Annotated in this window: 18 protein-coding genes and 1 other RNA gene; 17 read left to right on the forward strand and 2 right to left on the reverse strand. The window is 68.3% G+C overall.

Annotated elements, in window-relative coordinates; all coding sequences use genetic code 11:
• Positions 1 to 318 precede the first annotated feature (318 nt).
• The gene (locus tag CAL11_RS03915) at positions 319 to 711 is read left to right on the forward strand and encodes a DUF4870 family protein (RefSeq protein WP_080699979.1); all 393 of its coding nucleotides are present in this window, start codon (positions 319 to 321) and stop codon (positions 709 to 711) included.
• Between the two features lie 367 nt (positions 712 to 1078).
• Here the strand turns inward: CAL11_RS03915 and CAL11_RS03920 are convergent, their stop codons facing one another.
• Positions 1079 to 1357, reverse strand: coding sequence for an SWIB/MDM2 domain-containing protein (locus CAL11_RS03920; RefSeq protein WP_003814592.1), 279 nt, complete (start codon positions 1355 to 1357; stop codon positions 1079 to 1081).
• 149 nt (positions 1358 to 1506) lie between these two features.
• Between CAL11_RS03920 and CAL11_RS03925 the strand changes: the two genes are divergently transcribed.
• Together CAL11_RS03925 and pyrC are read left to right on the forward strand one after the other, a co-directional pair.
• Positions 1507 to 2700 (forward strand): M20 aminoacylase family protein, encoded by a 1194-nt coding sequence (locus tag CAL11_RS03925; protein WP_086092210.1) that lies wholly within the window; start codon positions 1507 to 1509, stop codon positions 2698 to 2700.
• Complete coding sequence (pyrC, locus tag CAL11_RS03930; RefSeq protein ID WP_086092211.1) at positions 2696 to 3775, forward strand: dihydroorotase; 1080 nt, start codon at positions 2696 to 2698, stop codon at positions 3773 to 3775. Before CAL11_RS03925 ends, pyrC begins: the two co-directional genes overlap by 5 nt.
• Positions 3776 to 3820: 45 nt before the next feature.
• Here the strand turns inward: pyrC and CAL11_RS03935 are convergent, their stop codons facing one another.
• The gene (locus tag CAL11_RS03935) at positions 3821 to 5629 is read right to left on the reverse strand and encodes an ATP-binding cassette domain-containing protein (protein ID WP_086092212.1); all 1809 of its coding nucleotides are present in this window, start codon (positions 5627 to 5629) and stop codon (positions 3821 to 3823) included.
• Between the two features lie 106 nt (positions 5630 to 5735).
• On the opposite strand from CAL11_RS03935, the gene rnpB reads away from it, so the two are divergent.
• The 14 genes from rnpB (at position 5736) to ftsA (ending at position 22164) form a co-directional block, all read left to right on the forward strand.
• Positions 5736 to 6152, forward strand: an RNA gene (gene rnpB / locus CAL11_RS03940) — RNase P RNA component class A.
• A gap of 278 nt (positions 6153 to 6430) precedes the next feature.
• Positions 6431 to 6859 carry a division/cell wall cluster transcriptional repressor MraZ gene (gene mraZ, locus CAL11_RS03945; protein ID WP_010931263.1) on the forward strand — a complete coding sequence of 143 codons (429 nt, stop codon included), beginning with the start codon at positions 6431 to 6433 and terminating at the stop codon, positions 6857 to 6859.
• A gap of 8 nt (positions 6860 to 6867) precedes the next feature.
• Positions 6868 to 7962 (forward strand): 16S rRNA (cytosine(1402)-N(4))-methyltransferase RsmH, encoded by a 1095-nt coding sequence (gene rsmH / locus CAL11_RS03950; protein WP_086092213.1) that lies wholly within the window; start codon positions 6868 to 6870, stop codon positions 7960 to 7962.
• Positions 7962 to 8240, forward strand: a complete 279-nt coding sequence (ftsL, locus tag CAL11_RS03955) for a cell division protein FtsL (RefSeq protein ID WP_033467665.1) — start codon at positions 7962 to 7964, stop codon at positions 8238 to 8240. The genes rsmH and ftsL overlap by 1 nt, the downstream gene beginning before the upstream one ends.
• Complete coding sequence (locus CAL11_RS03960; protein WP_033467662.1) at positions 8237 to 9967, forward strand: peptidoglycan D,D-transpeptidase FtsI family protein; 1731 nt, start codon at positions 8237 to 8239, stop codon at positions 9965 to 9967. The genes ftsL and CAL11_RS03960 overlap by 4 nt, the downstream gene beginning before the upstream one ends.
• Complete coding sequence (murF, locus tag CAL11_RS03965) at positions 9964 to 12801, forward strand: bifunctional UDP-N-acetylmuramoyl-L-alanyl-D-glutamate--2,6-diaminopimelate ligase MurE/UDP-N-acetylmuramoyl-tripeptide--D-alanyl-D-alanine ligase MurF (RefSeq protein ID WP_086092214.1); 2838 nt, start codon at positions 9964 to 9966, stop codon at positions 12799 to 12801. Before CAL11_RS03960 ends, murF begins: the two co-directional genes overlap by 4 nt.
• Complete coding sequence (gene mraY, locus CAL11_RS03970) at positions 12791 to 13960, forward strand: phospho-N-acetylmuramoyl-pentapeptide-transferase (protein WP_033467657.1); 1170 nt, start codon at positions 12791 to 12793, stop codon at positions 13958 to 13960. Before murF ends, mraY begins: the two co-directional genes overlap by 11 nt.
• Positions 13957 to 15489: a UDP-N-acetylmuramoyl-L-alanine--D-glutamate ligase gene (gene murD, locus CAL11_RS03975; RefSeq protein WP_086092215.1), complete on the forward strand. Its 1533-nt coding sequence runs from the start codon at positions 13957 to 13959 to the stop codon at positions 15487 to 15489. The genes mraY and murD overlap by 4 nt, the downstream gene beginning before the upstream one ends.
• Positions 15486 to 16679: a putative lipid II flippase FtsW gene (gene ftsW, locus CAL11_RS03980; protein WP_033467652.1), complete on the forward strand. Its 1194-nt coding sequence runs from the start codon at positions 15486 to 15488 to the stop codon at positions 16677 to 16679. Before murD ends, ftsW begins: the two co-directional genes overlap by 4 nt.
• Positions 16676 to 17749, forward strand: a complete 1074-nt coding sequence (gene murG, locus CAL11_RS03985) for an undecaprenyldiphospho-muramoylpentapeptide beta-N-acetylglucosaminyltransferase (RefSeq protein ID WP_086092216.1) — start codon at positions 16676 to 16678, stop codon at positions 17747 to 17749. The genes ftsW and murG overlap by 4 nt, the downstream gene beginning before the upstream one ends.
• Complete coding sequence (gene murC, locus CAL11_RS03990; protein ID WP_068927077.1) at positions 17746 to 19152, forward strand: UDP-N-acetylmuramate--L-alanine ligase; 1407 nt, start codon at positions 17746 to 17748, stop codon at positions 19150 to 19152. The genes murG and murC overlap by 4 nt, the downstream gene beginning before the upstream one ends.
• A complete protein-coding gene (locus tag CAL11_RS03995) occupies positions 19149 to 20099 on the forward strand; it encodes a D-alanine--D-alanine ligase (RefSeq protein WP_086092217.1) in 951 nt (316 codons plus the stop codon). Before murC ends, CAL11_RS03995 begins: the two co-directional genes overlap by 4 nt.
• Before the next feature lie 12 nt (positions 20100 to 20111).
• A complete protein-coding gene (locus CAL11_RS04000) occupies positions 20112 to 20933 on the forward strand; it encodes a cell division protein FtsQ/DivIB (RefSeq protein ID WP_086092218.1) in 822 nt (273 codons plus the stop codon).
• 4 nt (positions 20934 to 20937) lie between these two features.
• On the forward strand, positions 20938 to 22164 hold the full coding sequence (ftsA, locus tag CAL11_RS04005; protein WP_003814569.1) for a cell division protein FtsA: 1227 nt from the start codon (positions 20938 to 20940) through the stop codon (positions 22162 to 22164).
• Positions 22165 to 22295 lie beyond the last annotated feature (131 nt).

Below are 22295 nucleotides of genomic sequence, written 5' to 3' on the forward strand. Positions count from 1 at the left end.
CAGACACCCGTGGAGGCCGGCCCTGCTGCGACGCGCGGGCGCCCGTCCCGGCATGGAACTGACCTCTGCGGCAGGATGTGCATGGCAACGAAACGCCGAAGCGATGTCCGTACGAGGGCACGGCGACGCGGACAGGTGTTGGTGACGCGGCGGGGCCATGCGCGTCCAGGCGCTCCAGCCGCGCACGAAAGCAATTCGCATACCGTCGGCGAGTCGTCGTCAATACGGAGTTAACCGCCTTCAACAGCGCCGAACAGGACGCCGTCTACAAATAACAACGCCAGCCGGGGCGGGTGTGCATCTTGCGGTAAGATTGCTGTGAACTTATTCGATGGAGCAGTAATCGTGAGTGACCCCCAGACCCTTCAGCCGGGCGGTGCCCCGGATCTGCGCACGCTTACCCATGTGGCTTACGGTCTGTACGCGCTGGGCTTTTTGACCGGCGGTTTTCTGGGTATAGCCACGCTGGCTGCCGTCGTGCTGATGTATGTCAAGCGTGCCGATACCGCCGGCACGATGTACGCGGCTCATTTCGACTGGCTGCTGCGCACGTTCTGGTGGGCCTTGCTGTGGCTGGCCATCAGCGCCATCGGCACGTTGATTTTCATAGGCTGGATCGGTGTGGTGGCAACCGTGGTGTGGGTGCTGTATCGCCTGATCAAGGGTTGGCTTGCCCTGCTCGAAGGCAGCGCGCCGTCGACCTACGCCTGAACCGCCGCACGCCGCGGTTCCGCTCGCAACGGCTGGCTTCGTGCCAGCCGTTTTCGTTTGCCGGCGCCTGGTGCGAACAGCGCGCGGCGCAAGCAGCATGCGGCAGGGACGCAGGAACGCAGGGCCGAAGGGACGCAGGGACGCAGGGACGCAGGGACACGCAGGGGCGCGGCTGGCGGCGCCGTGGGCGTTCGCGCGAGGTGGCAAGGCGGGAGCTGCAGTTGCGAGGCGTTGCGGGCCGGAGATGTGGGCCAGCGCATGCGGAGATTGATTGAAGCGGATTGTGCCAACCGAATGCCCGCTGTTGCGGCAGGCCCGGCACTGAGACGGGAAGGGACGTACGCCGTACGCCCTTTGGCCCGAGCGATTACTTCAGGTGCGCGTTGACCAGCTTGGTCAGTTCGAACATCGTGACCTGGTCTTTGCCGAAGATGGGGCGCAGCTTGGCGTCGGCGTTGATGTTGCGCTTGTTGCTGGCATCCTGCAGGTTGTGCTTTTTGATGTAATCCCAGATCTTCTTGGTGACCTCGGTACGCGGCACGGCTTCCGAGCCGATGACAGCGGCCAGCTCGGCGCTGGGGGTCAGGGGCTTCATGAACGCGGCGTTCGGCTTGCGTGCGGTCGCGGTTTTGGAGGGTGTGGCCATAATGCGGCGCTCCTTCTCTGGCTTGTTGGAAAAATAGTCCTGCGGGCCGCAGCATAACGTGTCTCTCCCCTAAAGACAAAGCCATTTATCCTCTGTAGCAACTAAAATTACTGATCGGTCCCCCTGGGGACAGCAACCTGTAACCGCCCATGTACGCCCGTTCCCCGCTCGAATCCATCCGGCTGTTTCATGACGAATTGACGGCGTTGAGGCGCGATTTGCATGCGCATCCCGAGCTGGGCTTCGAGGAGGTCCGTACTTCGGGCATCGTCGCCGGCGCGCTGGAAGCGCTGGGCATCGAGGTGCACCGCGGCATCGGCAAGACGGGCGTGGTGGGGGTCATCCGGGGCCGGACCTGCGACAGCGGCCGCATGATCGGCCTACGCGCCGACATGGATGCGCTGCCGATGACCGAGGACAACGATTTCGGGCACAAATCGACCAAGCCGGGCCTGATGCACGGTTGCGGCCATGACGGCCACACCGCGGTGCTGGTCGGGGCAGCCAAGTATCTCGCGCAAACCCGCAATTTCGACGGCACGGCCGTGCTGATCTTCCAGCCGGCGGAGGAAGGGCGCGGTGGCGCCAAGGCCATGATCGACGACGGGCTTTTCGATACGTTTCCCTGCGACGCGATTTATGCCTTGCACAACTGGCCGGGCCTCAAGCCGGGCACGGTGGGGATCAATCCGGGCCCGATGATGGCGGCGGCCGATCGTTTCGAGATCACGATCAACGGCCGCGGCGGCCATGGCGCGCATCCTTACCAGACTATCGATCCGGTCACGGTGGCAGGGCACCTGATCACCGCGTTGCAGACCATCGTGTCGCGCAACGTCAATCCGCTCGATTCGGCGGTGCTGTCGATCGGCTCGGTGCAGGCCGGCCATCCGGGCGCGATGAGCGTGATCCCGCGCGAGGCCCGGATGGTGGGCACGGTGCGCACGTTCCGCCGTTCCGTGCAGGAGATGGTGGAGTCCCGCATGCGCGAACTGGCAAGCGCCATCGCCAGCGCGTTCGGCGCCACGGCGGAAGTGCTCTACGAGCGCATTTATCCCGCCACGCTGAATACGCCGCAGCACGCCAACCTGGTTGCCGATATCGCCACCGAGATGATCGGCCGCGAGAATGTGGTGCGCGACCTGGCGCCCTCCATGGGCTCGGAGGATTTTTCGTTTATGCTGCAGATGCGGCCCGGCGCGTATTTCCGGCTCGGCCAGGGCGGCGCCGAGTCGGGCTGTGTGCTGCACAATAGCCATTTCGATTTCAACGATGCCGTGATCCCCCTGGGCAGCGCGATGTTCAGCGCGCTGGCCGAGCGCGGCATGCCTTTGGCCGATTGAGGCCCTTTCCATGTCTATCCAACACGCTACAGAACTTACCATCACCCGCCCGGACGATTGGCACCTGCACCTGCGCGATGGCAGCGCCCTGGAGGCGGTGGTGCTGGATACGGCCCGGCAGTTCGCGCGCGCCATCGTGATGCCCAACCTCCGGCCGCCGGTGACCACCACCGAGCAGGCGCTGGCCTATCGCGGGCGCATCGAGGCGGCATTGCGCAAGGCGGGCGGCGATACGGCTGCCTTCACGCCCTTGATGACGCTGTACCTGACCGACAATACCCCCGCCGAGGAGATCGTGCGCGCGCACGAGTCCGGGCAGGTCGCCGCGGTCAAGCTGTATCCGGCCGGGGCCACGACCAACTCCGATGCCGGCGTGACCGACCTGCTGGGCAAGTGCGGCGCCGCGCTGGCCGCGCTGGAGCGCTGCGGCATGCCCCTGCTGGTGCATGGCGAGGTGACCGATCCGGCGATCGACGTGTTCGACCGCGAAGCGGTGTTCATCGACCGCGTCATGCAGCCGCTGCGGCGCGCGTATCCCGGCCTGAAGGTCGTGTTCGAGCACATCACGACCCGGGAAGGCGCGCACTATGTGCGCGACGCGGAAGGGCCGACCGCCGCGACCATCACGCCGCAGCACATGCTCTACAACCGCAACGCGATTTTCACCGGCGGCGTGCGGCCGCATTGGTATTGCCTGCCGATCCTCAAGCGCGAGGCGCACCGCCAGGCGCTGGTCGAGGCGGCTACCAGCGGCAGCCCGCGCTTCTTCCTGGGTACCGACAGCGCGCCGCATGCACGCGGTCTGAAGGAACATGCCTGTGGCTGCGCGGGTTGCTACACGGCCCTGCATGCGATGGAGCTCTATGCAACCGCGTTCGACGCGGTCGGTCGCCTGGATCGCCTGGAAGGATTTGCCAGCTTCCATGGCCCGGACTTCTATGGCCTGCCGCGCAATACGGGCACGCTCACGCTGCGGCGCGAAGCCTACGAAATTCCGGCCGAGGTCGCGTTCGGCGATACGACCCTGGTGCCGCTGGCCGGCGGCGAGTCGCTCGGCTGGCGGGCCCTGGCCTGAGGCCGGGCCGGGACAGGCCGGACCTTGCGAGGCCCGGTCTGCGCGTCAGGCGGAGTCGCCCCGGCGCGCCTCCAGGAGTTCCCAGCGCGCGAATTTCTCTTCCAGCTCGCTTTCCAGGGCGGCCAGCTCGGCGTTGATGCGTTCGACTTCGTCCGGCGCGTCGCGGTAGAGGCTGCCGTCGGCCAGCTTGCCGCTCAATTCGGCCTGGCGCGCCTCGATGGCGGCAATGGCATCGGGCAGGGCCTCGAGTTCGCGCAGGTCCCAGGCGCTCAGCCGCGCCGCGCGTACCGGTTTGGGGCGCGCCGCGGCGGGCTTGACGGTTTCGGGGGATTTTTCGGCCTTGGGCGCGACAGGCTGGGCGGGCCGTTGCGCCTGCCATTCGTCGTAGCCGCCGACGTAGTCGCGCCAGCGGCCGTCGCCTTCGGCGGCGATGGTCTGCGTGACGACGTTGTTCAGGAAAGCCCGGTCGTGGCTGACCAGCAGTACCGTGCCGGCGTACTCCTGCAGCAGTTCTTCCAGCAGCTCCAGCGTTTCGATGTCCAGGTCGTTGGTGGGTTCGTCGAGCACCAGCACGTTGGCCGGGCGCGCGAACAGGCGCGCCAGCAACAGGCGGGCCCGCTCGCCGCCGGACAGGCTGCTGACGGGCGAGCCGGCGCGGGCCGGCGAGAACAGGAAGTCGCCGAGATAGCTCATCACGTGCTTGCGCGCGCCGCCGATCTCCACCCACTCGCTGCCCGGGCTGATGATGTCCACCAGCGTCGCGTTCTCGTCGAGCTGGGCGCGCATCTGGTCGAAATAGGCTACCGAGACGTTGCTGCCCTGGCGTACCGTGCCGCTGTCGGGCGGCAGTTCGCCGAGCAGCAGCTTGAGCAGGGTGGTCTTGCCCGCGCCGTTGGGACCGACGATGCCGATGCGGTCGCCGCGCAGGATGGTAGTCGAGTAGTCGCGCACCACGACCTTGTCGCCGAACGCCTTGCCGACGTCCTTGAGTTCGGCGACCAGCTTGCCCGAACGCTGGCCTTGGGCCAGCGCCAGGTTGACGTTGCCGACGCGTTCGCGGCGCTCGGCGCGTTCGACGCGCAGCTGTTCGAGCCGGCGCACGCGGCCTTCGTTGCGGGTGCGGCGCGCTTCGATGCCCTTGCGGATCCAGACCTCTTCCTGTGCCAGCAGCTTGTCGAAGCGGGCCTGCTCCAGGCGCTCGGCTTCGAGCCACTGCGCCTTGCGTTCCTGCCACTGCGAGAAGTTGCCGGGAAAGCTGAGCAGGCGGCCGCGGTCGAGTTCGACGATGCGGGTCGCCACCGCGTCGAGGAAGCGCCGGTCGTGGGTGATGATGACGGCCGCGCCCTTCCAGTTGCGCAGCATGGCTTCCAGCCACGCGATGCCGTCGAAGTCCAGGTGGTTGGTCGGTTCGTCCAGCAGCAGCAGGTCGGGTTCGTCGACCAGGGCGCGCGCCAGCGCGACGCGCTTGCGCATGCCGCCGGACAGGCTGGCGATCGCCGCCTCGGCCGGCAGGCCCAGGCGTTCGAGTGCCGCCCTCACTCGCGCCGGCCGCTGCCAGTCTTCGGGATGGGCATGGGCGTCGCACACGACGTCGAACACCGTGCCGGTTTCATCCAGTTCGGGTTCCTGCTCGACCGTGGCCACGCGCAGGCCCGAGCTGCGCGCGATGTCGCCGTCATCGGGCACAGTGCGGCCATCGAGCAGGCGCAGCAGCGAGGACTTGCCGGCGCCGTTGCGCCCGATCAGGCCGATGCGCTCGCCTTCCTGGATGGCGAAATCGGCGTGGTCCAGCAAGGGGTGATGGCCGTAGGCCAGTTGAACGTCGGTAAGCGTAATAAGGGAAGCGAGGGCCATGGACAGACAGAATGATGCGTATTGGCCTGTATTGTCGCAGGAACGCGCGGGACGGGCAGGGCGCGGCCGGGAGCCGGGGCGCCGGCTGTATTAAAATGCCGTCCGCAGGGCAGATCGGGCAATCGCGGGGATGCAAATCCTTCGAGGAAGGTCCGGACTCCACAGGGCGGGATAGCGGCTAACGGCCGTCCGGCGACGCTGGCGGGCTTGCCCGCCGGAAAAGCCGAGGAACAGGGCCACAGAGACGAGTCTGTCATGAGGGCGCGCCTGGCGCGCACCGGCACGGCCATCTCCGTGCCGCGCCGTCCGGCAACGGGCGGCGGCATGGCAGGGTGAAACGCGGCAACCTCTATCCGGAGCAACACCAAATAGGCATGCGTACGGCCGTAAGGCCGGGAAGGGCGGCTCCGTCCAAGCATGCGGGTAGGTGGCTAGAGCGGTCCAGCAATGGCTCGCCAAGAGGAATGATTGCCCGCCGGGGAAACCCGGCGTACAGAATCCGGCCTATAGATCTGCTCTGCACTGCATTTTCATGACAGCCGGCCGGATTCCGGCCGGCTGGCTTACGGCGCCCTACGTAAAACAATGAAAACACGCTTCCGGGCCCCACTTCTGATGAATGACATTTAATTGTCCGCGCAAGCTGCTGATTTATCAGCAAGTTTTCTACACGCCATTTTTACAATTGGCTCTAAGTCCTTGTTGTGATTGAAAAAATTGCAACCACGCCCTTGACCCATGGTGTTGCTTCCCGTAGAGTGGGAAAAAGTAGGAATTTGTGCAACTAAGTGGGGCAAACGGGTGTTCCAGGGAAGCAGCGCACTCACGTTGGATGCCAAGGGGCGGATCTCGATTCCGACCCGGCATCGTGACGCGCTCATGGACCGTGCCGAAGGCCGGTTGACCCTGACCCGTCATCCCGATGGCTGCCTGTTGGTGTATCCGCGTCCCGAGTGGGAAGAGAAGCGCGCGCAGATCGCTGCGTTTCCCATGTCGGCGCGTGCGCTGCAGCGTCTGCTGTTGGGCAACGCGCAGGACGTGGACATCGACGGTTCGGGTCGGGTCCTGATCGCTCCTGAGCTGCGCAACGCTTCCGGTATGACGCGCGATGTGATGCTGCTCGGTATGGGCGCGCACTTCGAGCTCTGGGATGCCGCTTCCCTGGCCCGCCGAGAGGCAGAGGACCTGGCTCAGGGAATGCCGGATGTGTTGAATCAGTTTTCGTTCTGAAGCCGGATATGGAATTCGAACATCGGCCCGTGCTGCTGGAGCCGACGGTTGACGCGTTGGTGCTGCCGGATTTCGGCGGCAAGGGCGCCCACCGTCAGGCCGGCGAGCCGGGGCCGGATGCGGCCACGCGCCTGCAGCGCGGCGTCTTCGTCGACGGCACCTTCGGCCGCGGCGGACACAGCCGCGCGCTGTTGGCCCGGCTGGGCGCGCAGGCGCGCCTGGTGGTGTTCGACAAGGATCCCCAGGCGATCGCGGCGGCGCGGGAACTGGCCGCCGGCGATGGCCGGGTGGAAGTGGTGCATGGCGGCTTTGCCACCATGGCCGAGGAATTGACGGCGCGCGGCATCGGGCAGGTCGATGGCGTGATGCTGGATCTGGGCGTGTCATCGCCCCAGATTGACGATGCCGAACGGGGGTTTTCGTTCATGCGGGACGGTCCCCTCGACATGAGGATGGATACGACCCGCGGCCCCACGGTGGCGGATTGGCTGGCGCAAGCCAGCGTGGATGAGATGCGGGAGGTCATAGCAGATTATGGCGAAGAACGGTTTGCTTTTCAGGTTGCAAAAGCGATTGCTGCTTGCCGCGCAACACGGCCGCTGCACACCACGCTCCAGCTTGCCGAGTGCGTCGCCGGCGCCGTCCGCACGCGCGAAAAGGGGCAGCATCCGGCCACACGCACCTTTCAGGCTCTACGGATTTACATCAATCGGGAACTCGAAGAGCTCGCTCGCGCCCTCGCGTCAGCTCTAGACCTGCTTGCCCCGGGGGGGAGGTTGGCGGTGATCAGTTTTCATTCGCTGGAAGATCGCATGGTCAAGCAGTGCATCGCGGCGGCGGCTCGTCCGGCAGCCGCGCACGCGCGCCTGCCCCTGCGTGAAAGCGAATTGCCGCAACCGCTGGTCCGCTCGCTGGGCAAGGTCGTCGCCGACGATGCCGAGGTCGCCGGCAATGCGCGCGCCCGCTCGGCCATCCTGCGGGTGGCCGAACGTACCGGCGAACCGCTGCCGCCTGGCGGCGGGGCGGGTTTCGTCAAGGCCGGCCGGGTGCCCGGCGAGCCGGTGCGCGGCGCGCGTGCCGGTTCCAAGGGGAGGCGTCACTAATGGGGCGCACCAGTCTCATCGTCGCCGCGTTGCTGATGCTGTCGGCCATTTCCCTGGTCACCAGCCGCTACCAGTCGCGCCAGCTCTTCATCGAGCTGGGGCGCAGCCAGGCCGAGGCGCGCGATCTCGATACGAACTGGCGCCGCCTGCAGCTGGAGCGGGCCGAGCTGGCACGCAACGCCCGCATCGACCGTGCCGCGCGTGACGATCTGAAGATGATTCCGATCGTCCCCGACCGCACGCTCTATATGAATCAGCCCGCCGGAGGCGTCCAGTGAGGCGGGTGCCTTTCTTCGACAACCCCGTGCTGCGCGGGCAGTTGCCCATGTGGCGCGCCCGCCTGGTGCTGATACTGCTGTTCGGCGGATTTGTCGTGCTGGCCGGGCGCGCCCTGTTCCTGCAGGGCCTGTCGACCGAGTTCCTGCAGCAGCAGGGCGAGCGCCGCTACGAGCGCACGCTGACCTTGTCCGCCACGCGCGGCAAGATCCTGGATCGCAATGGCGTGGTGCTGGCATCGAGCGTGCCGGCGCGCGCCATCTGGGCGATTCCCGAAGACGCCAAGGCGATCCCGCCCGAACAGGTGGCCGCGCTGGCGCAATTGCTCCAGACGCCGGTGGCCGAGCTGCGCCGCCGGCTGGCCGACGAGGACCGTAATTTCGTCTACCTGAAGCGCCAGGTGCCGATGGACGTCGCCGACAAGGTCAAGCAAATGGCCCTGCCCGGGATCCACCAGCAGCCGGAGTCGCGCCGCTACTACCCGGAAGGCGAGGTCACGGCCCACATCGTGGGCTTCAATAATGTCGAGGACCAGGGGCAGGAGGGCGTCGAGCTGACGTTCAACCAGCAACTGTCGGGCCAGGCGGGCTCGCGCCGCGTCATCAAGGATCGCCTGGGGCGCGTCATCGAGGACGTGCAGGCGGTGACCCTGCCGGTCGACGGCCGCGATCTGCGCCTGTCCATCGATACGCGCCTGCAGTACCTGGTGTACAAGGAGCTGCAGGACGCGCGCGTCGCGCACCAGGCCAAGAGCGCGACGGCGGTGGTGATCGACGTGCATACCGGCGAGGTCCTGGCGCTGGTCAACCTGCCTTCGTTCGATCCGAACCATCGCGAGACCTTCCAGGTCTCGACCCTGCGCAACCAGGCGATCACCGATACGTTCGAGCCGGGTTCGATCATGAAACCGTTCACGGCCGCGCTGGCGCTGGATCTGGGCCGCATCTCGACCTCGACCATGTTCGAGACGGGCAACGGCCGCTTTCAGTACCAGGGCAGCACGATCAGCGATGTCAGCCGCAACGGCACGCTGGATCTGGCAGGCGTGTTGCTGAAGTCCAGCAACATCGGCATGACCATGATCTCCGAGAAGCTGCAGTCGCGCGAGATGTGGGACCTGTTCACCGGGCTGGGGCTCGGGCAGGCGCCCCAGCTGGGCTTTCCCGGCGCCGCGCCCGGCCGCCTGCGTCCGTGGGACCGCTGGCGCCTGATCGAAAAGGCCACCATGGCGTACGGCTACGGCCTGTCCGTGTCCTTGCTGCAGGTGGCCCGTGCCTACACGGTTTTCGCGCGCGATGGCGACATGGTGTCGCTGACGCTGGTCAAGCGCGAAAGCGCGCCCACCAGCGTGCGGGTCTACAACCCCAGGACTGCCGCGACCGTGCGCGCCATGCTGGAAGCCGCCGCCGGGCCCGACGGGGCCAAGCGCGCCCAGGTGCAGGGCTATCGGGTGGCCGGCAAGAGCGGCACCGCGCGCAAGATCGTGGATGGAAAATACAGCGCCCAGCGCCACCGCAGTTCGTTCGTGGGTTTTGCGCCCGTTTCCAATCCCAAGATCGTGGTGGCGGTCTCGATCGACGAGCCGCAGGTGGGTGGATATTACGGTGGCGCCATTGCCGCGCCGGTGTTCTCGCGCATCGTCGGCGGCAGCCTGCGGTTGATGGGCGTGCAGCCCGACGCGCCGTTCGAATCGACCATCGTGGCCGGCAATCCGGAGGGCGCGCGATGAACCCGGTGAATCGCCTGAGCGCCGCGCAACGCCAGCACCTGGACCAGGCGCTGGCGTGGCTGCGTGGGTGCGTCGCGCCGACGGCCGACCTGCGCCTGGATTCGCGCGAGGTCGAGCCGGGCGATGTGTTCGTCGCCTGCCCCGGCCTGGCCAGCGATGGCCGCCAGTTCATGGACCAGGCGCTGGCGCGCGGCGCCAGCGCCATCCTGTACGAAACCGAAGGCGCGCCGGCCGCGCCCGCGGGCGCGCCGGCGCGCCCGGTCGCGCAACTGCGCACCTTGCTTGGCGGGCTGGCCGACGATTGGTATGGCCGTCCGTCGCAGGACCTCAGCGTGGTGGCGATAACCGGCACCAACGGCAAGACCTCGTGCACCCAATGGCTGGCGCAGGTGCTCACGCGCATGGGCAAGCCGTGCGGCAGCATCGGCACCCTGGGCGCGCTGCTGCCCGACGGCCAGTCGCTGGGCGGCAGCCTGACCACGCCGGATGTGCTGACCATGCACCGCACGCTGGCGCGCATGCGCGACGCGGGCGCGCGTGCGGTGGCCCTGGAGGCCTCGTCAATCGGCATCGAGCAGGGCCGGCTGGACCATATCCGCATCGCGGTGGCGGGTTTTACCAACCTGACACGCGATCATCTCGATTACCACGGCACCATGCAGCGCTACGAGCAGGCCAAGGCGGCGCTGTTCCAATGGCCGGACCTGCAGGCCGCCGTGATCAACGCCGACGATCCCGCCGGCGAACGCTTGCTGGCATCGCTGCCGGCCGCGCTGAAGACCGGCTATTCGCTGCAAGGCGCGCCGGCCGACGTCCACGCGCGCGACCTGCAGGCCACCGCGCATGGCCAGGTGTTCACGCTGGCGCTGCCCGACGGCGAGGCGCAGATCGTCACGCGCCTGCTCGGCCAGCACAATATCTCGAATCTGCTGCTGGTGGCCGGCGCGCTGAGCAAGCTGGGCTGGCCGCTGCCGCAGATCGCGCGCGAGCTGGCGGCGATTTCGCCGGTCGACGGCCGCCTGCAGGCGGTGGCGCCGGTGCCGCTGCAGCACCTGACCGCGGGAGCCCAAGGCGCGCTGGTGGTGGTCGATTACGCCCACACGCCCGACGCCCTGGCGCGCGCGTTGACCGCCTTGCGCCCGGTGGCGCAGGCGCGCGGCGGACGCCTGGTGTGCGTGTTTGGCTGCGGCGGCGAGCGCGACCCCGGCAAGCGTCCCGAAATGGGCCGTATCGCGGTCGAGCGGGCCGACCGGGTGGTGGTCACCAGCGACAATCCGCGCGGCGAGTCGGCGCAGGACATCATCGACCAGATCCTGGCCGGCATTCCCGCCGGCCTGCGCGCGACGGTGCAGCCGGACCGCGCCCTGGCCATCATGCAGACGCTCTGGAGCGCCGCGCCCGACGACGTGGTACTGCTGGCCGGCAAGGGGCACGAAACGTACCAGGACATCGGCGGCCGCAAGCTGCCGTTCGACGATCGCCAATGGGCCCGGCTGGCGCTGCTGCTGCCGCATGTGGGCACGGTGTCGACCGATACGCGCCGCATCGGCCGCGGCGAGTTGTTCGTGGCCCTGTCGGGCGAAAACTTCGACGGCCACGACTATCTGCGGCAGGCGCAGTCGGCCGGCGCCTGCGCCGCCGTGGTGGCGCATCCCGTGCCCGATGTGTCGCTGCCCCAACTGGTGCTGGGCGATACGCTGGCCGCGCTGGGCCGCATGGGCACGGCCTGGCGTTCCGGCTTCACGCTGCCGGTGATCGCCGTGACGGGCAGCAATGGCAAGACCACCACCAAGGAAATGATTTCCGCCATCCTGGCGCAGTGGCAGGGCGACGACGGCCGCCTGGCGACAGCCGGCAACTTCAACAACGAGATCGGCGTGCCGCTGACCCTGCTGCGCCTGCGCGCGCGGCATCGCGCTGCCGTTTTCGAGCTGGGCATGAACCACCCCGGCGAGATCGAGCGCCTGGCCGCGATGTCGGCGCCGACGGTTGCGCTGGTGACCAATGCCCAGCGCGAGCACCAGGAGTTCATGCATACCGTCGAGGCGGTGGCGCACGAGAATGGCGCGGTCATCGGCGCCTTGCCCGAGGATGGCGTGGCCGTCTATCCGGGCGACGAGCCCTATGCCCCTGTCTGGGACAAGCTGGCGGGCGCGCGCCGGGTGCTGCGCTTCGGCCTGCAGCCTGGGTTGGATGTCTACGCCGAGCGTATCGTGACGCAGCCGCACGGCACGCAATGCGGCGTGGTGACCCCGGCCGGCAGCGCCGAGCTGGACCTGCCCGTGCCCGGCCTGCACAACCTGCGCAACGCGCTGGCGGCGATCGCCTGCGGTCTGGCGGCCGGCGCGCCCCTGCATGCCTGCATCGCGGCGCTGGCCGGTTTCCAGGCCGTCGCCGGGCGTATGCAGCATCGGCAAATGAGTGACGGAACCGTGCTCGTCGACGACACCTACAATGCCAATCCTGACTCGGCTCGCGCCGCCATCGATGTGCTGGCGCGGCTGCCCGCGCCGCGCGCCTTGGTGCTTGGCGACATGGGCGAAGTCGGGGACAACGGGCCCGCCATGCACCGCGAGGTGGGCGATTACGCGCGCGAGCATGGCATCGACGCGCTTCTCACGCTAGGCGAGGCCAGCCGGGATGCCGCAAGCGCATTCGGTCCGGCGGCGCGCGCCTGCGCATCGGTTGACGAAGTCGTGGCCGCGTTGCGCGGCCTGCGCCCGTCCAGCATTTTGATCAAGGGTTCGCGCTTTATGCGCATGGAGCGGGTAGTGACGGCTTTCAGCGGCAACAATCAGGCGCCTTCGGGGCAGGGGGACAAGCATGCTGCTTGAAATCGCCCGGTGGCTGTCCGACGATGTGCGCGCCATTGGCGTATTCGAGTACATCACGCTGCGCGCCGTGCTGGCGTGCGCGACGGCGCTGCTGATCGGCCTGGTGGCCGGGCCGCGCGTGATCCGCCGCCTGACCGAAATGAAGATCGGCCAGGCCGTGCGCGCCTACGGCCCCGAATCGCACCTGGTCAAGACGGGCACGCCGACCATGGGCGGCGCGCTCATCCTGATCGCGATCGCCATCAGCACGCTGCTGTGGGCGGACTGGACCAACCGCTTCGTCTGGGTGGTGCTGCTGGTGACGTTCGGCTTTGGCTGGATCGGGTGGATGGACGACTATCGCAAGGTCGTCTACCGCGACCCCGAAGGCATGCCGGCCCGGCAGAAATTCTTCTGGCAGGCGACCATCGGACTGGTCGCCGCCGTGTATCTGGCCTTCGCCGTTTCGGCGCCCGCCAATACCGAACTGTGGCCGCTCTTCAAGGCATGGGTGGGCAGCGGGTTCACCATGCCGCTGCCCACCCGGGCCGACCTGATCGTGCCGTTCTTCAAGTCAGTCAGCTATCCGCTGGGCGTGCTGGGCTTCGTGGCCCTGACGTGGGCCGTCATCGTCGGCACCAGCAACGCCGTCAACCTGACCGACGGCCTGGACGGCCTGGCCATCATGCCCACGGTCATGGTCGGCAGCGCCCTGGGCATCTTTGCCTACGTGGTCGGCCGCGTCGATTATTCCAAGTACCTGCTGTTCCCGTACATTCCCGGCGCGGCCGAGCTGATGGTGCTGTGCGCCGCCATCGGCGGCGCGGGCCTGGCGTTCCTGTGGTTCAACGCCTACCCGGCGCAGGTGTTCATGGGCGATGTCGGCGCGCTGGCGCTGGGCGGCGCGCTGGGCACCATCGCGGTGATCGTGCGCCAGGAAATCGTGCTCTTCATCATGGGCGGCGTGTTCGTGGTCGAAACCCTTTCGGTCATGGTGCAGGTCACCTGGTTCAAATACACCAAGCGCAAGTACGGCCAGGGCCGGCGGATATTCCGCATGGCGCCGCTGCATCACCATTTCGAGGTGGGCGGCTGGAAGGAAACCCAGGTTGTCGTGCGATTCTGGATCATCACCATGATGCTGGTGCTGATCGGCCTTTCCACACTGAAGTTGCGATGAATACCACTGAAACCTCCCGTGCCGCCGCACCGCTCGTCCTGATCCTCGGATTGGGCGAGACGGGCGTGGCCGCCGCGCGCTGGTGCGCCCGCCAGGGTTCGCCCCTGCGCGTGGCGGACACCCGCGCGCAACCGGGAGGGCTGGCCGCGCTGCAGGCGGCGCTGGCCGATGCCACGGTCGAATACCGGCTGGGCTGCGGCGAGCAGTTTCCCGCCGAGCTGCTCGATGGCGTGGCGCAGATCGTGCTGAGCCCGGGCCTGGTGCCGCACGAGTCGCCCACGCGCGAACTGCTGGAGCAGGCACGCGAGCGCGGCGTGGAAGTGGTGGGCGAGATCGAGCTGTTCGCCCGCGCGCTGGCTGGCCTGGCCGAATCCCGCGAATATCGTCCGCGCGTGCTGGCGATTACCGGCACCAATGGCAAGACCACGGTCACCGCGTTGACCCGGCAGCTGATCGAGGCGGGCGGGATGAGCGCGCGCGCGGCCGGCAATATCAGCCCCGCCGCCCTGGCCGCGCTGATGGAGGCGCTGGACCAGGACGATTTGCCGCAGGTATGGGTGCTGGAGCTCTCCAGCTTCCAGCTGGAAACCACGCGGACGCTGACGCCCGACGCCGCGGCGGTGCTGAACGTGACCCAGGACCACCTCGACTGGCACGGCGACATGCAGGCCTATGCGCAGGCCAAGGCCCGCATCCTCAAGCCGGCGCGCCTGGCCATCGTCAACCGCGACGATCCCTTGACGGTCGCCATGGTCGAGAGCCTGCAAGCCTTGAACGTACGCAGTTTCGGCCGCGACGTGCCCGCCCTGGTGGGCGACATGGGCCTGGAGCTGGGGCAGGGCGTGGCGTGGCTGACCGCCTGCGAGCCCAACGATTTCGACGAGCCGGCGCCGGCGCCGCGGCGCAAGAAGGACGCGCCGCCGCCTACCCGCGCCGGCGGCCGCATGAGCCGCCTGATGCCGGTCGATGCGCTGCGCATCCGCGGCGTGCACAATGCCCTCAATGCCCTGGCCGCGATGCAGTTGGCCCGCTCGCTCGACCTGGGCTGGGGGCCGATGCTGCGCACCCTGCGCGACTACGCCGGCGAACCGCACCGCGCCGAACTGGTGCGCTCGGTCGGCGATGTCGACTACATCAATGACAGCAAGGGCACCAACGTGGGCGCCACCGTGGCCGCGCTGGAAGGGCTGGGCCAGCAGGTCGTGCTGATCGCCGGCGGACAGGGCAAGGGCCAGGATTTCTCGCCGCTGGTGCCGGTGGTGCGCCGCCACGCGCGCGCCGTGGTGCTGATCGGCGTCGACGGGGCGGCCATCGGCAAGGTGCTCGAACCGACCGGCGTTCCTTGCGTGGCGGCCGCCGACATGCGCGAGGCCGTGCGCCGCGCCGCCGAACTGGCGCAGCCCGGCGATGCCGTGCTGTTGTCGCCGGCCTGCGCCAGCTTCGACATGTTCCGCAACTACCCGCATCGCGGCGAAGTATTCGCCGAGGAAGTGCAGGAACTCGCGCTCGACCGGGGGGAGGTGGCATGAGCCTGTTCGCCGAACTCACCGCCAGCGTGAATGCCGTACGGCCTGGCCGCACGCGCATGCGCAATTACGACATGCCGCTGATCGTCGCGGCGGCGACCCTGCTGCTGCTGGGTTTGCTGATGGTGTATTCGGCCTCCATCGCGCTGGCCGACGGGCCGCGCTATGCCTCCTACGGCCGCTATTACTTCGTGATCCGCCACGGCCTGTTCCTGACGGCCGGCCTGCTGGCCGGCGCCGTCGTGCTGAGCGTGCCGATCCGGGTGTGGCAGCGCCTGGCCGTGCCGCTGTTCATGTTCGCGCTGGTCCTGCTGGTGGCGGTGCTGATTCCCGGCATCGGCCGCGAGGTCAACGGCGCGCATCGCTGGATCCCGCTGGGGCCGCTGAATTTCCAGCCCTCCGAATTGATGAAGCTGGCCGCCCTGCTCTATGCCGCGGACTACACCGTGCGCAAGCAGGAGCACATGCAGGCGTTCTCGCGCGGCTTCCTGCCGATGGCCTGCGCGCTGGGGGGCGTGGGCATGCTGCTGCTGCTGGAGCCGGACCTGGGCGCGTTCATGGTGATCGTGGCGATCGCCATCGGCATCCTGTTCCTGGGCGGCATCAACGGTAAGTATTTCAGCAGCCTGCTGGCCGTGCTGGTGGGCACCTTCCTGATGCTGATCTGGGTGTCGCCGTGGCGGCGCGCGCGCCTGTTCGCCTACCTGGACCCCTGGAACGAGGCCAACGCCTACGGCAGCGCCTACCAGCTGTCGCATTCGCTGATCGCCCTGGGGCGCGGCGAGTGGTTCGGCGTGGGCCTGGGCGCCAGCGTCGAGAAACTGCACTACCTGCCCGAGGCCCATACCGACTTCCTGATGGCCGTGGTGGGCGAGGAACTGGGGTTCGCCGGCGTCATGCTGGTGATCGCGCTGTTCGCGATCATCGTCTACCGTGGTTTCGACATCGGCCGGCAGGCCATCGCGATGGAGCGCACGTTCGCCGGACTGGTGGCGCACGGCGTGGCCATGTGGGTGGGCGTGCAGGCCTTCATCAACATGGGCGTGTGCCTGGGCCTGCTGCCCACCAAGGGCCTGACCCTGCCGCTGATGAGCTACGGCGGCTCGGGGATCGTCATGAACCTGTGCGCGCTGGCGATGCTGATCCGCGTGGACGTCGAGAATCGCGTCATGATGCGGGGAGGGCGGGTATGAGCGCACCGACCATCCTCATCATGGCCGGCGGCACGGGCGGGCACATCATGCCGGGCCTGGCGGTGGCCGAAGTGCTGCGCGAGCGCGGCTGGCGCGTGCTGTGGCTGGGCAATCCAGACAAGATGGAAGGCCGGCTGGTGCCCCCGCGCGGCATCGAACTGGTTCCCTTGCACTTCCAGGGCGTGCGCGGCCGCGGCGCGGCCGCGCTGGTGAAACTGCCGTTCCTGCTGGCGCGCGCCTGCGCGCAGGCCTGGCGCAGGCTGGCCGATATCCGGCCGGACGTGGTGCTGGGCATGGGCGGCTATGTGGCATTCCCGGGCGGCGTCATGGCCGCGCTGCGCCGCACGCCGCTGGTCGTGCACGAACAGAACGCCGTGGCCGGCACGGCCAACCGCTGGCTGGCCCGGCTGGCGCGTCGCGTGCTCAGCGGTTTTCCCGGCGTGCTGCCGCGTGGCGAGGCGCTGGGCAACCCGGTGCGCGCCGACCTGTGCGCGCTGCCCGAGCCGGCCGAACGCTATGCCGGCCGCGACGGCGCGTTGCGCCTGCTGGTGGTCGGCGGCAGCCTCGGCGCGCATGCGCTGAACACCACCGTCCCGCAGGCGCTGGCGCTGCTGCCCGCGCAGGCGCGGCCCCAGGTCGTGCACCAGGCGGGCGAACAGCATCTGCCCGCCTTGCAGCAGGCCTATGCGCAGGCGGGTGTGCAGGCCGACTGCCGCGCCTTCATCGACGACATGGCCGGCGCCATGGCCCAGGCCGATGTGTTGATCTGCCGCGCCGGCGCCATGACCGTGTCGGAAGTGGCGGCGGCCGGAGTGGCCGCCCTGTTCGTACCGTTTCCGCACGCCATCGACGACCACCAGACCGCCAACGCGCGCTTTCTGAGCGATGCGCAGGCCGCCTGGCTGCAGCCGCAAGCCACCCTGACGCCGCAGTGGCTGGCGCAATGGCTGGGCCAGCGTACCCGAGAAGAACTCCAGGCCGTGGCCGCCCGGGCGCGCACGCATGCGCTGCCGCGCGCCGCGGCCCATATCGCCGACGTTTGCGAGCAGGCAGCGAGGCGGGCATCATGAAACATCGCATCCAACATATACATTTCGTCGGCATCGGCGGCTCGGGCATGAGCGGCATTGCCGAGGTATTGCTCAACCTGGGCTATACCATCAGCGGTTCCGACCTGAACGAATCCGCCGTGACGCGTCGCCTGGCCGAGCTGGGCATGCGCATCGCCATCGGGCACGACCGCGCCAACGTGGCCGGCGCCGGCGCCATCGTCACCTCGACCGCCGTGGCCGGCGACAACCCGGAGGTCCTGGCCGCGCGCGCCGCGCGCATCCCGGTCGTGCCGCGCGCCGTGATGCTGGCCGAACTGATGCGCCTGAAGCGCGGCATCGCCGTCGCGGGCACGCATGGCAAGACCACCACGACCAGCCTGGTGGCCAGCGTGCTGGCGGCCGGCGGCCTCGATCCGACCTTCGTGATCGGCGGGCGGCTGACCTCGGCCGGCGCCAACGCGCGGCTGGGCCAGGGCGAGTACATCGTGGTCGAGGCCGACGAGTCGGACGCCTCGTTCCTGAATCTGCTGCCGGTGATGGCCATCGTGACCAACATCGACGCCGATCACATGGACACCTACGGCCACGACGTGGCGCGCCTGAAGAGCGCCTTCATCGAATTCACCCAGCGCCTGCCGTTCTATGGCAGCGCCATTCTCTGCGCGGACGACGCCAACGTGCGCGAGATCATGCCGTTCGTGTCGCGGCCGATCACCACCTACGGGCTCAATCCCGAGGCGCAGGTGTGCGCGCAGGACGTGCAGGCCGACGGCACGCGCATGCGCTTCACGGTGCAGCGGCGCGACCGCGACGTGGTGCTGCCCGCGCTGCAGGTCGAGCTGAACCTGCCCGGCCTGCACAACGTGCGCAATGCGCTGGCGGCCATCGCCGTGGCCACCGAACTGGGCGTGGACGATGCCGCCATCTGCGAGGCGCTGGCGGCCTTCAAGGGCGTGGGGCGGCGCTTTACCCAATGGGGCGATCTGCCGGTGCCGGCCGCGCATGGCGGCGGCACCTTCACCCTGATCGACGACTACGGCCATCATCCGGTCGAAATGGCGGCCACGCTGGCCGCGGCGCGCGGCGCCTGGCCGCGGCGGCGCATCGTGCTGGCGTTCCAGCCGCACCGCTACACCCGCACGCGCGACTGCTTCGAGGACTTCGTGCGCGTGCTGGGCGCGGCCGACGGCGTGCTGCTGACCGAGGTCTACGCGGCCGGCGAAGCGCCGCTGGTGGCGGCCGACGGCCGCGCCCTGTCGCGCGCGCTGCGCGTGGCGGGCAAGGTCGAGCCGGTATTCGTCGAGGACGTGGGCGAATTGCCGCAGGCGATTCTCGATTTCGTGCGCGACGGCGACGTCGTGGTGGTGATGGGAGCAGGCTCGATCAGCAAGACGCCGGCCCTTGTGGGAGAACTGGCATGAGCAAGCAATTCGGCAAAGTCGGCGTGTTGTACGGCGGCCGTTCGGCCGAACGGGAAGTGTCGCTGATGTCCGGCAAGGGCGTGCACGCGGCCCTGCTGAGCGCGGGCGTGGACGCCCACCTGTTCGACACCGGCGAGCGCAGCCTGGCGGACCTGGCCGAGGCGGGTTTCGAGCGCGTGTTCATCGCCCTGCACGGCCGCTATGGCGAGGACGGCACGCTGCAAGGGGCGCTGGAACTGCTGGGCATTCCCTACACCGGCAGCGGGCCGCTGGCTTCCAGCCTGTCGATGGACAAGATCATGACCAAGCGGGTGTGGCTGCAGCACGGCCTGCCCACGCCGGCCTTCGAGGTGCTGGGCCGCGACAGCGAGCTGCGCCTGGTGCCCGATCGCCTGGGCCTGCCGCTGATTCTCAAGCCGCCGCACGAGGGCTCGACCGTCGGCATCACCAAGGTGGTGGGCTATTCCGACATGAAGGAGGCCTACCAGCTGGCCGCGCGCTTCGACGCCGAGGTGCTGGCCGAACAGTTCATCACGGGCCGCGAGCTGACCGTCGCCGTGCTGGGTTCGGGCGCCGCGGCGCGCGCCTTGCCGGTGATCGAGATCGTCGCGCCTGGCGGCAACTACGACTACGAACACAAGTATTTCTCGGACGACACCCAGTACTTCTGCCCGGCCGACCTGCCGGTGGACGTGGCCGCGGAAGTCGCCGCCGTCGCCGAGCGCGCCTACGCCGCGCTGGGCTGCGAGGGCTGGGGCCGGGTCGATTTCATCCTGGACCGGGAGAACCGGCCCTGGCTGCTGGAAATGAATACTTCGCCCGGCATGACCGGCCATTCACTGGTGCCGATGGCGGCGCGCGCGGTGGGCATGAGCTATGCCGACCTGTGCGTGGCCATCCTGGCCGAGGCGGCGTGCAAAGTGCGCAGCCCGGCGCGACAAGATTGAACGGGACGCTCTGTGTGGAACGACGCTCGCACCATCAACCTGATCGCCAACACGCTGGCCGTGCTGGCGGTAGCCGCCATGCTGCTGGCCGGCGTGGCGTGGGTGGCGCAGCGTCCCTATTTCACGTTGGCGACCATCGAGATCGAGCCCATGCCCGAGACCGAGATGCACTACGTATCGACCGGCGCCGTGCGCGCGGCGATCGCGGGGCGCTTCGGGGGCAATTTCTTTACCGTGGACCTGGACGAGGCGCGCGAGGCGTTCGAGTCGGTGCCCTGGGTGCGCCATGCCACCGTGCGGCGCATCTGGCCCAATACCTTGCGTGTGCGCGTCGAGGAGCAGCAGCCGCTGGCGCTGTGGAACGAGAACCAGATGATCAACACCTGGGGCGAAGCGTTCACCGCCAACACGGGCGAGCTGGCCGACGACATGGTGCTGCCGCACTTCACCGGGCCGGAAGGCACGGAGAGCCTGGTGGTGCAGCGCTACGCCGAGCTGGCGCGCTGGTTCGCGCCGCTGGACATGCACGTGCGCGAGCTGGTGCTCAACCCGCGCTATGCGTGGGCCGTGACGCTGTCCAACGGCATGAAGCTGGACCTGGGCCGCGACCCGGGCGCCGATGCGCCCGATCCGCACGGCCTGCCCGGCGCCTTGCCGTTCGCCGCGCGCATCCAGCGCTTCGTGCAGGCCTGGCCGGTGGTCAGCAGCCGGCTCGAAGGCCGCACCGTGACGCAGGCCGACCTGCGCTACCCAACCGGATTTGCTCTGGCGCTGGCGCCGCTGCCGCCCGAGCATGCATCAAATTCCAAATCGAAACCTGCCAAGAAACGCTAACGCCATGACCCGTGACATCAAGGACCTTATCGTCGCCCTCGATATCGGCACCAGCAAGGTGGTGGCTGTAGTGGCCGAGATCTTGCCCGAGGGACGCTTCGAAGTGCTGGGCCTGGGCCAGCATGAATCGCGCGGCATGCGCAAGGGCGTGGTCGTCAATATCGAGACCACGGTCAACTCCATCCAGCGCGCCCTCGAAGAGGCCGAGCTGATGGCCGACTGCAAGATCCGCGACGTCTACGCCGGCATCGCCGGCAGCCATATCCGCAGCTTCAATTCCAGCGGCATGGTGGCCGTCAAGGACAAGGAAGTCACCGCCACCGACGTCGCCCGCGTGATCGAAACCGCCAAGGCGGTGAACATCCCCACCGACCAGCAGGTGCTGCATGTGCTGACGCAGGAGTTCATCGTCGATGGCCAGGAAGATATCCGCGAGCCCATCGGCATGAGCGGCCTGCGTCTCGAAGTGCGCGTGCACATCGTCACGGGGGCGGTCAGCGCCGCGCAGAACATCGTCAAGTGCGTGCGCCGCTGCGGCCTGGAAGTGCAGGACCTGATCCTGCAGCCCCTGGCCTCCAGCCTGGCGTGCCTGACCGCCGACGAAAAGGAGCTGGGCGTGGTGCTGGTCGATATCGGCGGCGGCACCACCGACGTCGCCATCTTCACCGGCGGCGCGATCCGGCACACGGCCGTGATCCCGATCGCGGGCGACCAGATCACCAACGACATCGCGGCCATGCTGCGCACGCCCACGCCGGATGCCGAGGAAATCAAGCTGCGCTACGGCGTGGCCAAGCAGGTGCTGGCGCGTCCCGACGAGGCCGTCGAGGTCCCGGGCCTGGGCGATCGCGGCCCGCGCCAGGTCAAGCGCCAGGCGCTGGGGGCGGTGATCGAGCCGCGCGTCGAGGAATTGTTCACGCTGATCCAGCAGGTGGTGCGCGACTCCGGCTACGAGGACCTGCTGGCCTCGGGGGTGGTGCTCACCGGCGGCTCGGCGCAGATGCCCGGCATGATCGAGCTGGCCGAGGACGTGTTCCTCAAGCCGGTGCGCGTGGCGGTGCCCGAATATGAAGGCAGCCTGGCCGACGTGATGCGCAACCCGCGCTTCTCGACGGTGATGGGCCTGCTGCAGGAAGCGCGCATGCAGCGTCTGCGCGGCCGCAAGGTGGCGGCGCAGACCGGCAACTTCAAGACCCTGCTGGCGCGCATGAAGGAATGGTTCATGAACTGATCAGGAAGGGACAGGTCGGGGCCTGTTCCTCGGTGCGCGCGGCGGCGGTATTGCCGGGCGCATCGGAAGAGGGGAGGCGTCTCAAACCCATTGCGGACCACGGTCGGCTTCGGCTTTGAGGCGATTCACAA

It is taken from the genome of Bordetella genomosp. 6, assembly GCF_002119705.1.
GTDB classification, from domain to species: domain Bacteria; phylum Pseudomonadota; class Gammaproteobacteria; order Burkholderiales; family Burkholderiaceae_B; genus Bordetella; species Bordetella bronchiseptica_F.

Excerpts from the sequence above, each read along its gene's own strand:
- ftsW (WP_033467652.1), top strand. The coding sequence starts at position 15,486 with ATGAGCCTGTTCGCCGAACTCACCGCCAGCGTGAATGCCGTACGGCCT.
- ftsA (WP_003814569.1), top strand. The coding sequence starts at position 20,938 with ATGACCCGTGACATCAAGGACCTTATCGTCGCCCTCGATATCGGCACC.
- ftsL (WP_033467665.1), top strand. The coding sequence starts at position 7,962 with ATGGGGCGCACCAGTCTCATCGTCGCCGCGTTGCTGATGCTGTCGGCC.
- rsmH (WP_086092213.1), top strand. The coding sequence starts at position 6,868 with ATGGAATTCGAACATCGGCCCGTGCTGCTGGAGCCGACGGTTGACGCG.
- murG (WP_086092216.1), top strand. The coding sequence starts at position 16,676 with ATGAGCGCACCGACCATCCTCATCATGGCCGGCGGCACGGGCGGGCAC.
- murC (WP_068927077.1), top strand. The coding sequence starts at position 17,746 with ATGAAACATCGCATCCAACATATACATTTCGTCGGCATCGGCGGCTCG.
- CAL11_RS03920 (WP_003814592.1), bottom strand. The coding sequence starts at position 1,357 with ATGGCCACACCCTCCAAAACCGCGACCGCACGCAAGCCGAACGCCGCG.
- CAL11_RS03925 (WP_086092210.1), top strand. The coding sequence starts at position 1,507 with ATGTACGCCCGTTCCCCGCTCGAATCCATCCGGCTGTTTCATGACGAA.
- murD (WP_086092215.1), top strand. The coding sequence starts at position 13,957 with ATGAATACCACTGAAACCTCCCGTGCCGCCGCACCGCTCGTCCTGATC.
- mraY (WP_033467657.1), top strand. The coding sequence starts at position 12,791 with ATGCTGCTTGAAATCGCCCGGTGGCTGTCCGACGATGTGCGCGCCATT.
- CAL11_RS03995 (WP_086092217.1), top strand. The coding sequence starts at position 19,149 with ATGAGCAAGCAATTCGGCAAAGTCGGCGTGTTGTACGGCGGCCGTTCG.
- murF (WP_086092214.1), top strand. The coding sequence starts at position 9,964 with ATGAACCCGGTGAATCGCCTGAGCGCCGCGCAACGCCAGCACCTGGAC.
- CAL11_RS03935 (WP_086092212.1), bottom strand. The coding sequence starts at position 5,629 with ATGGCCCTCGCTTCCCTTATTACGCTTACCGACGTTCAACTGGCCTAC.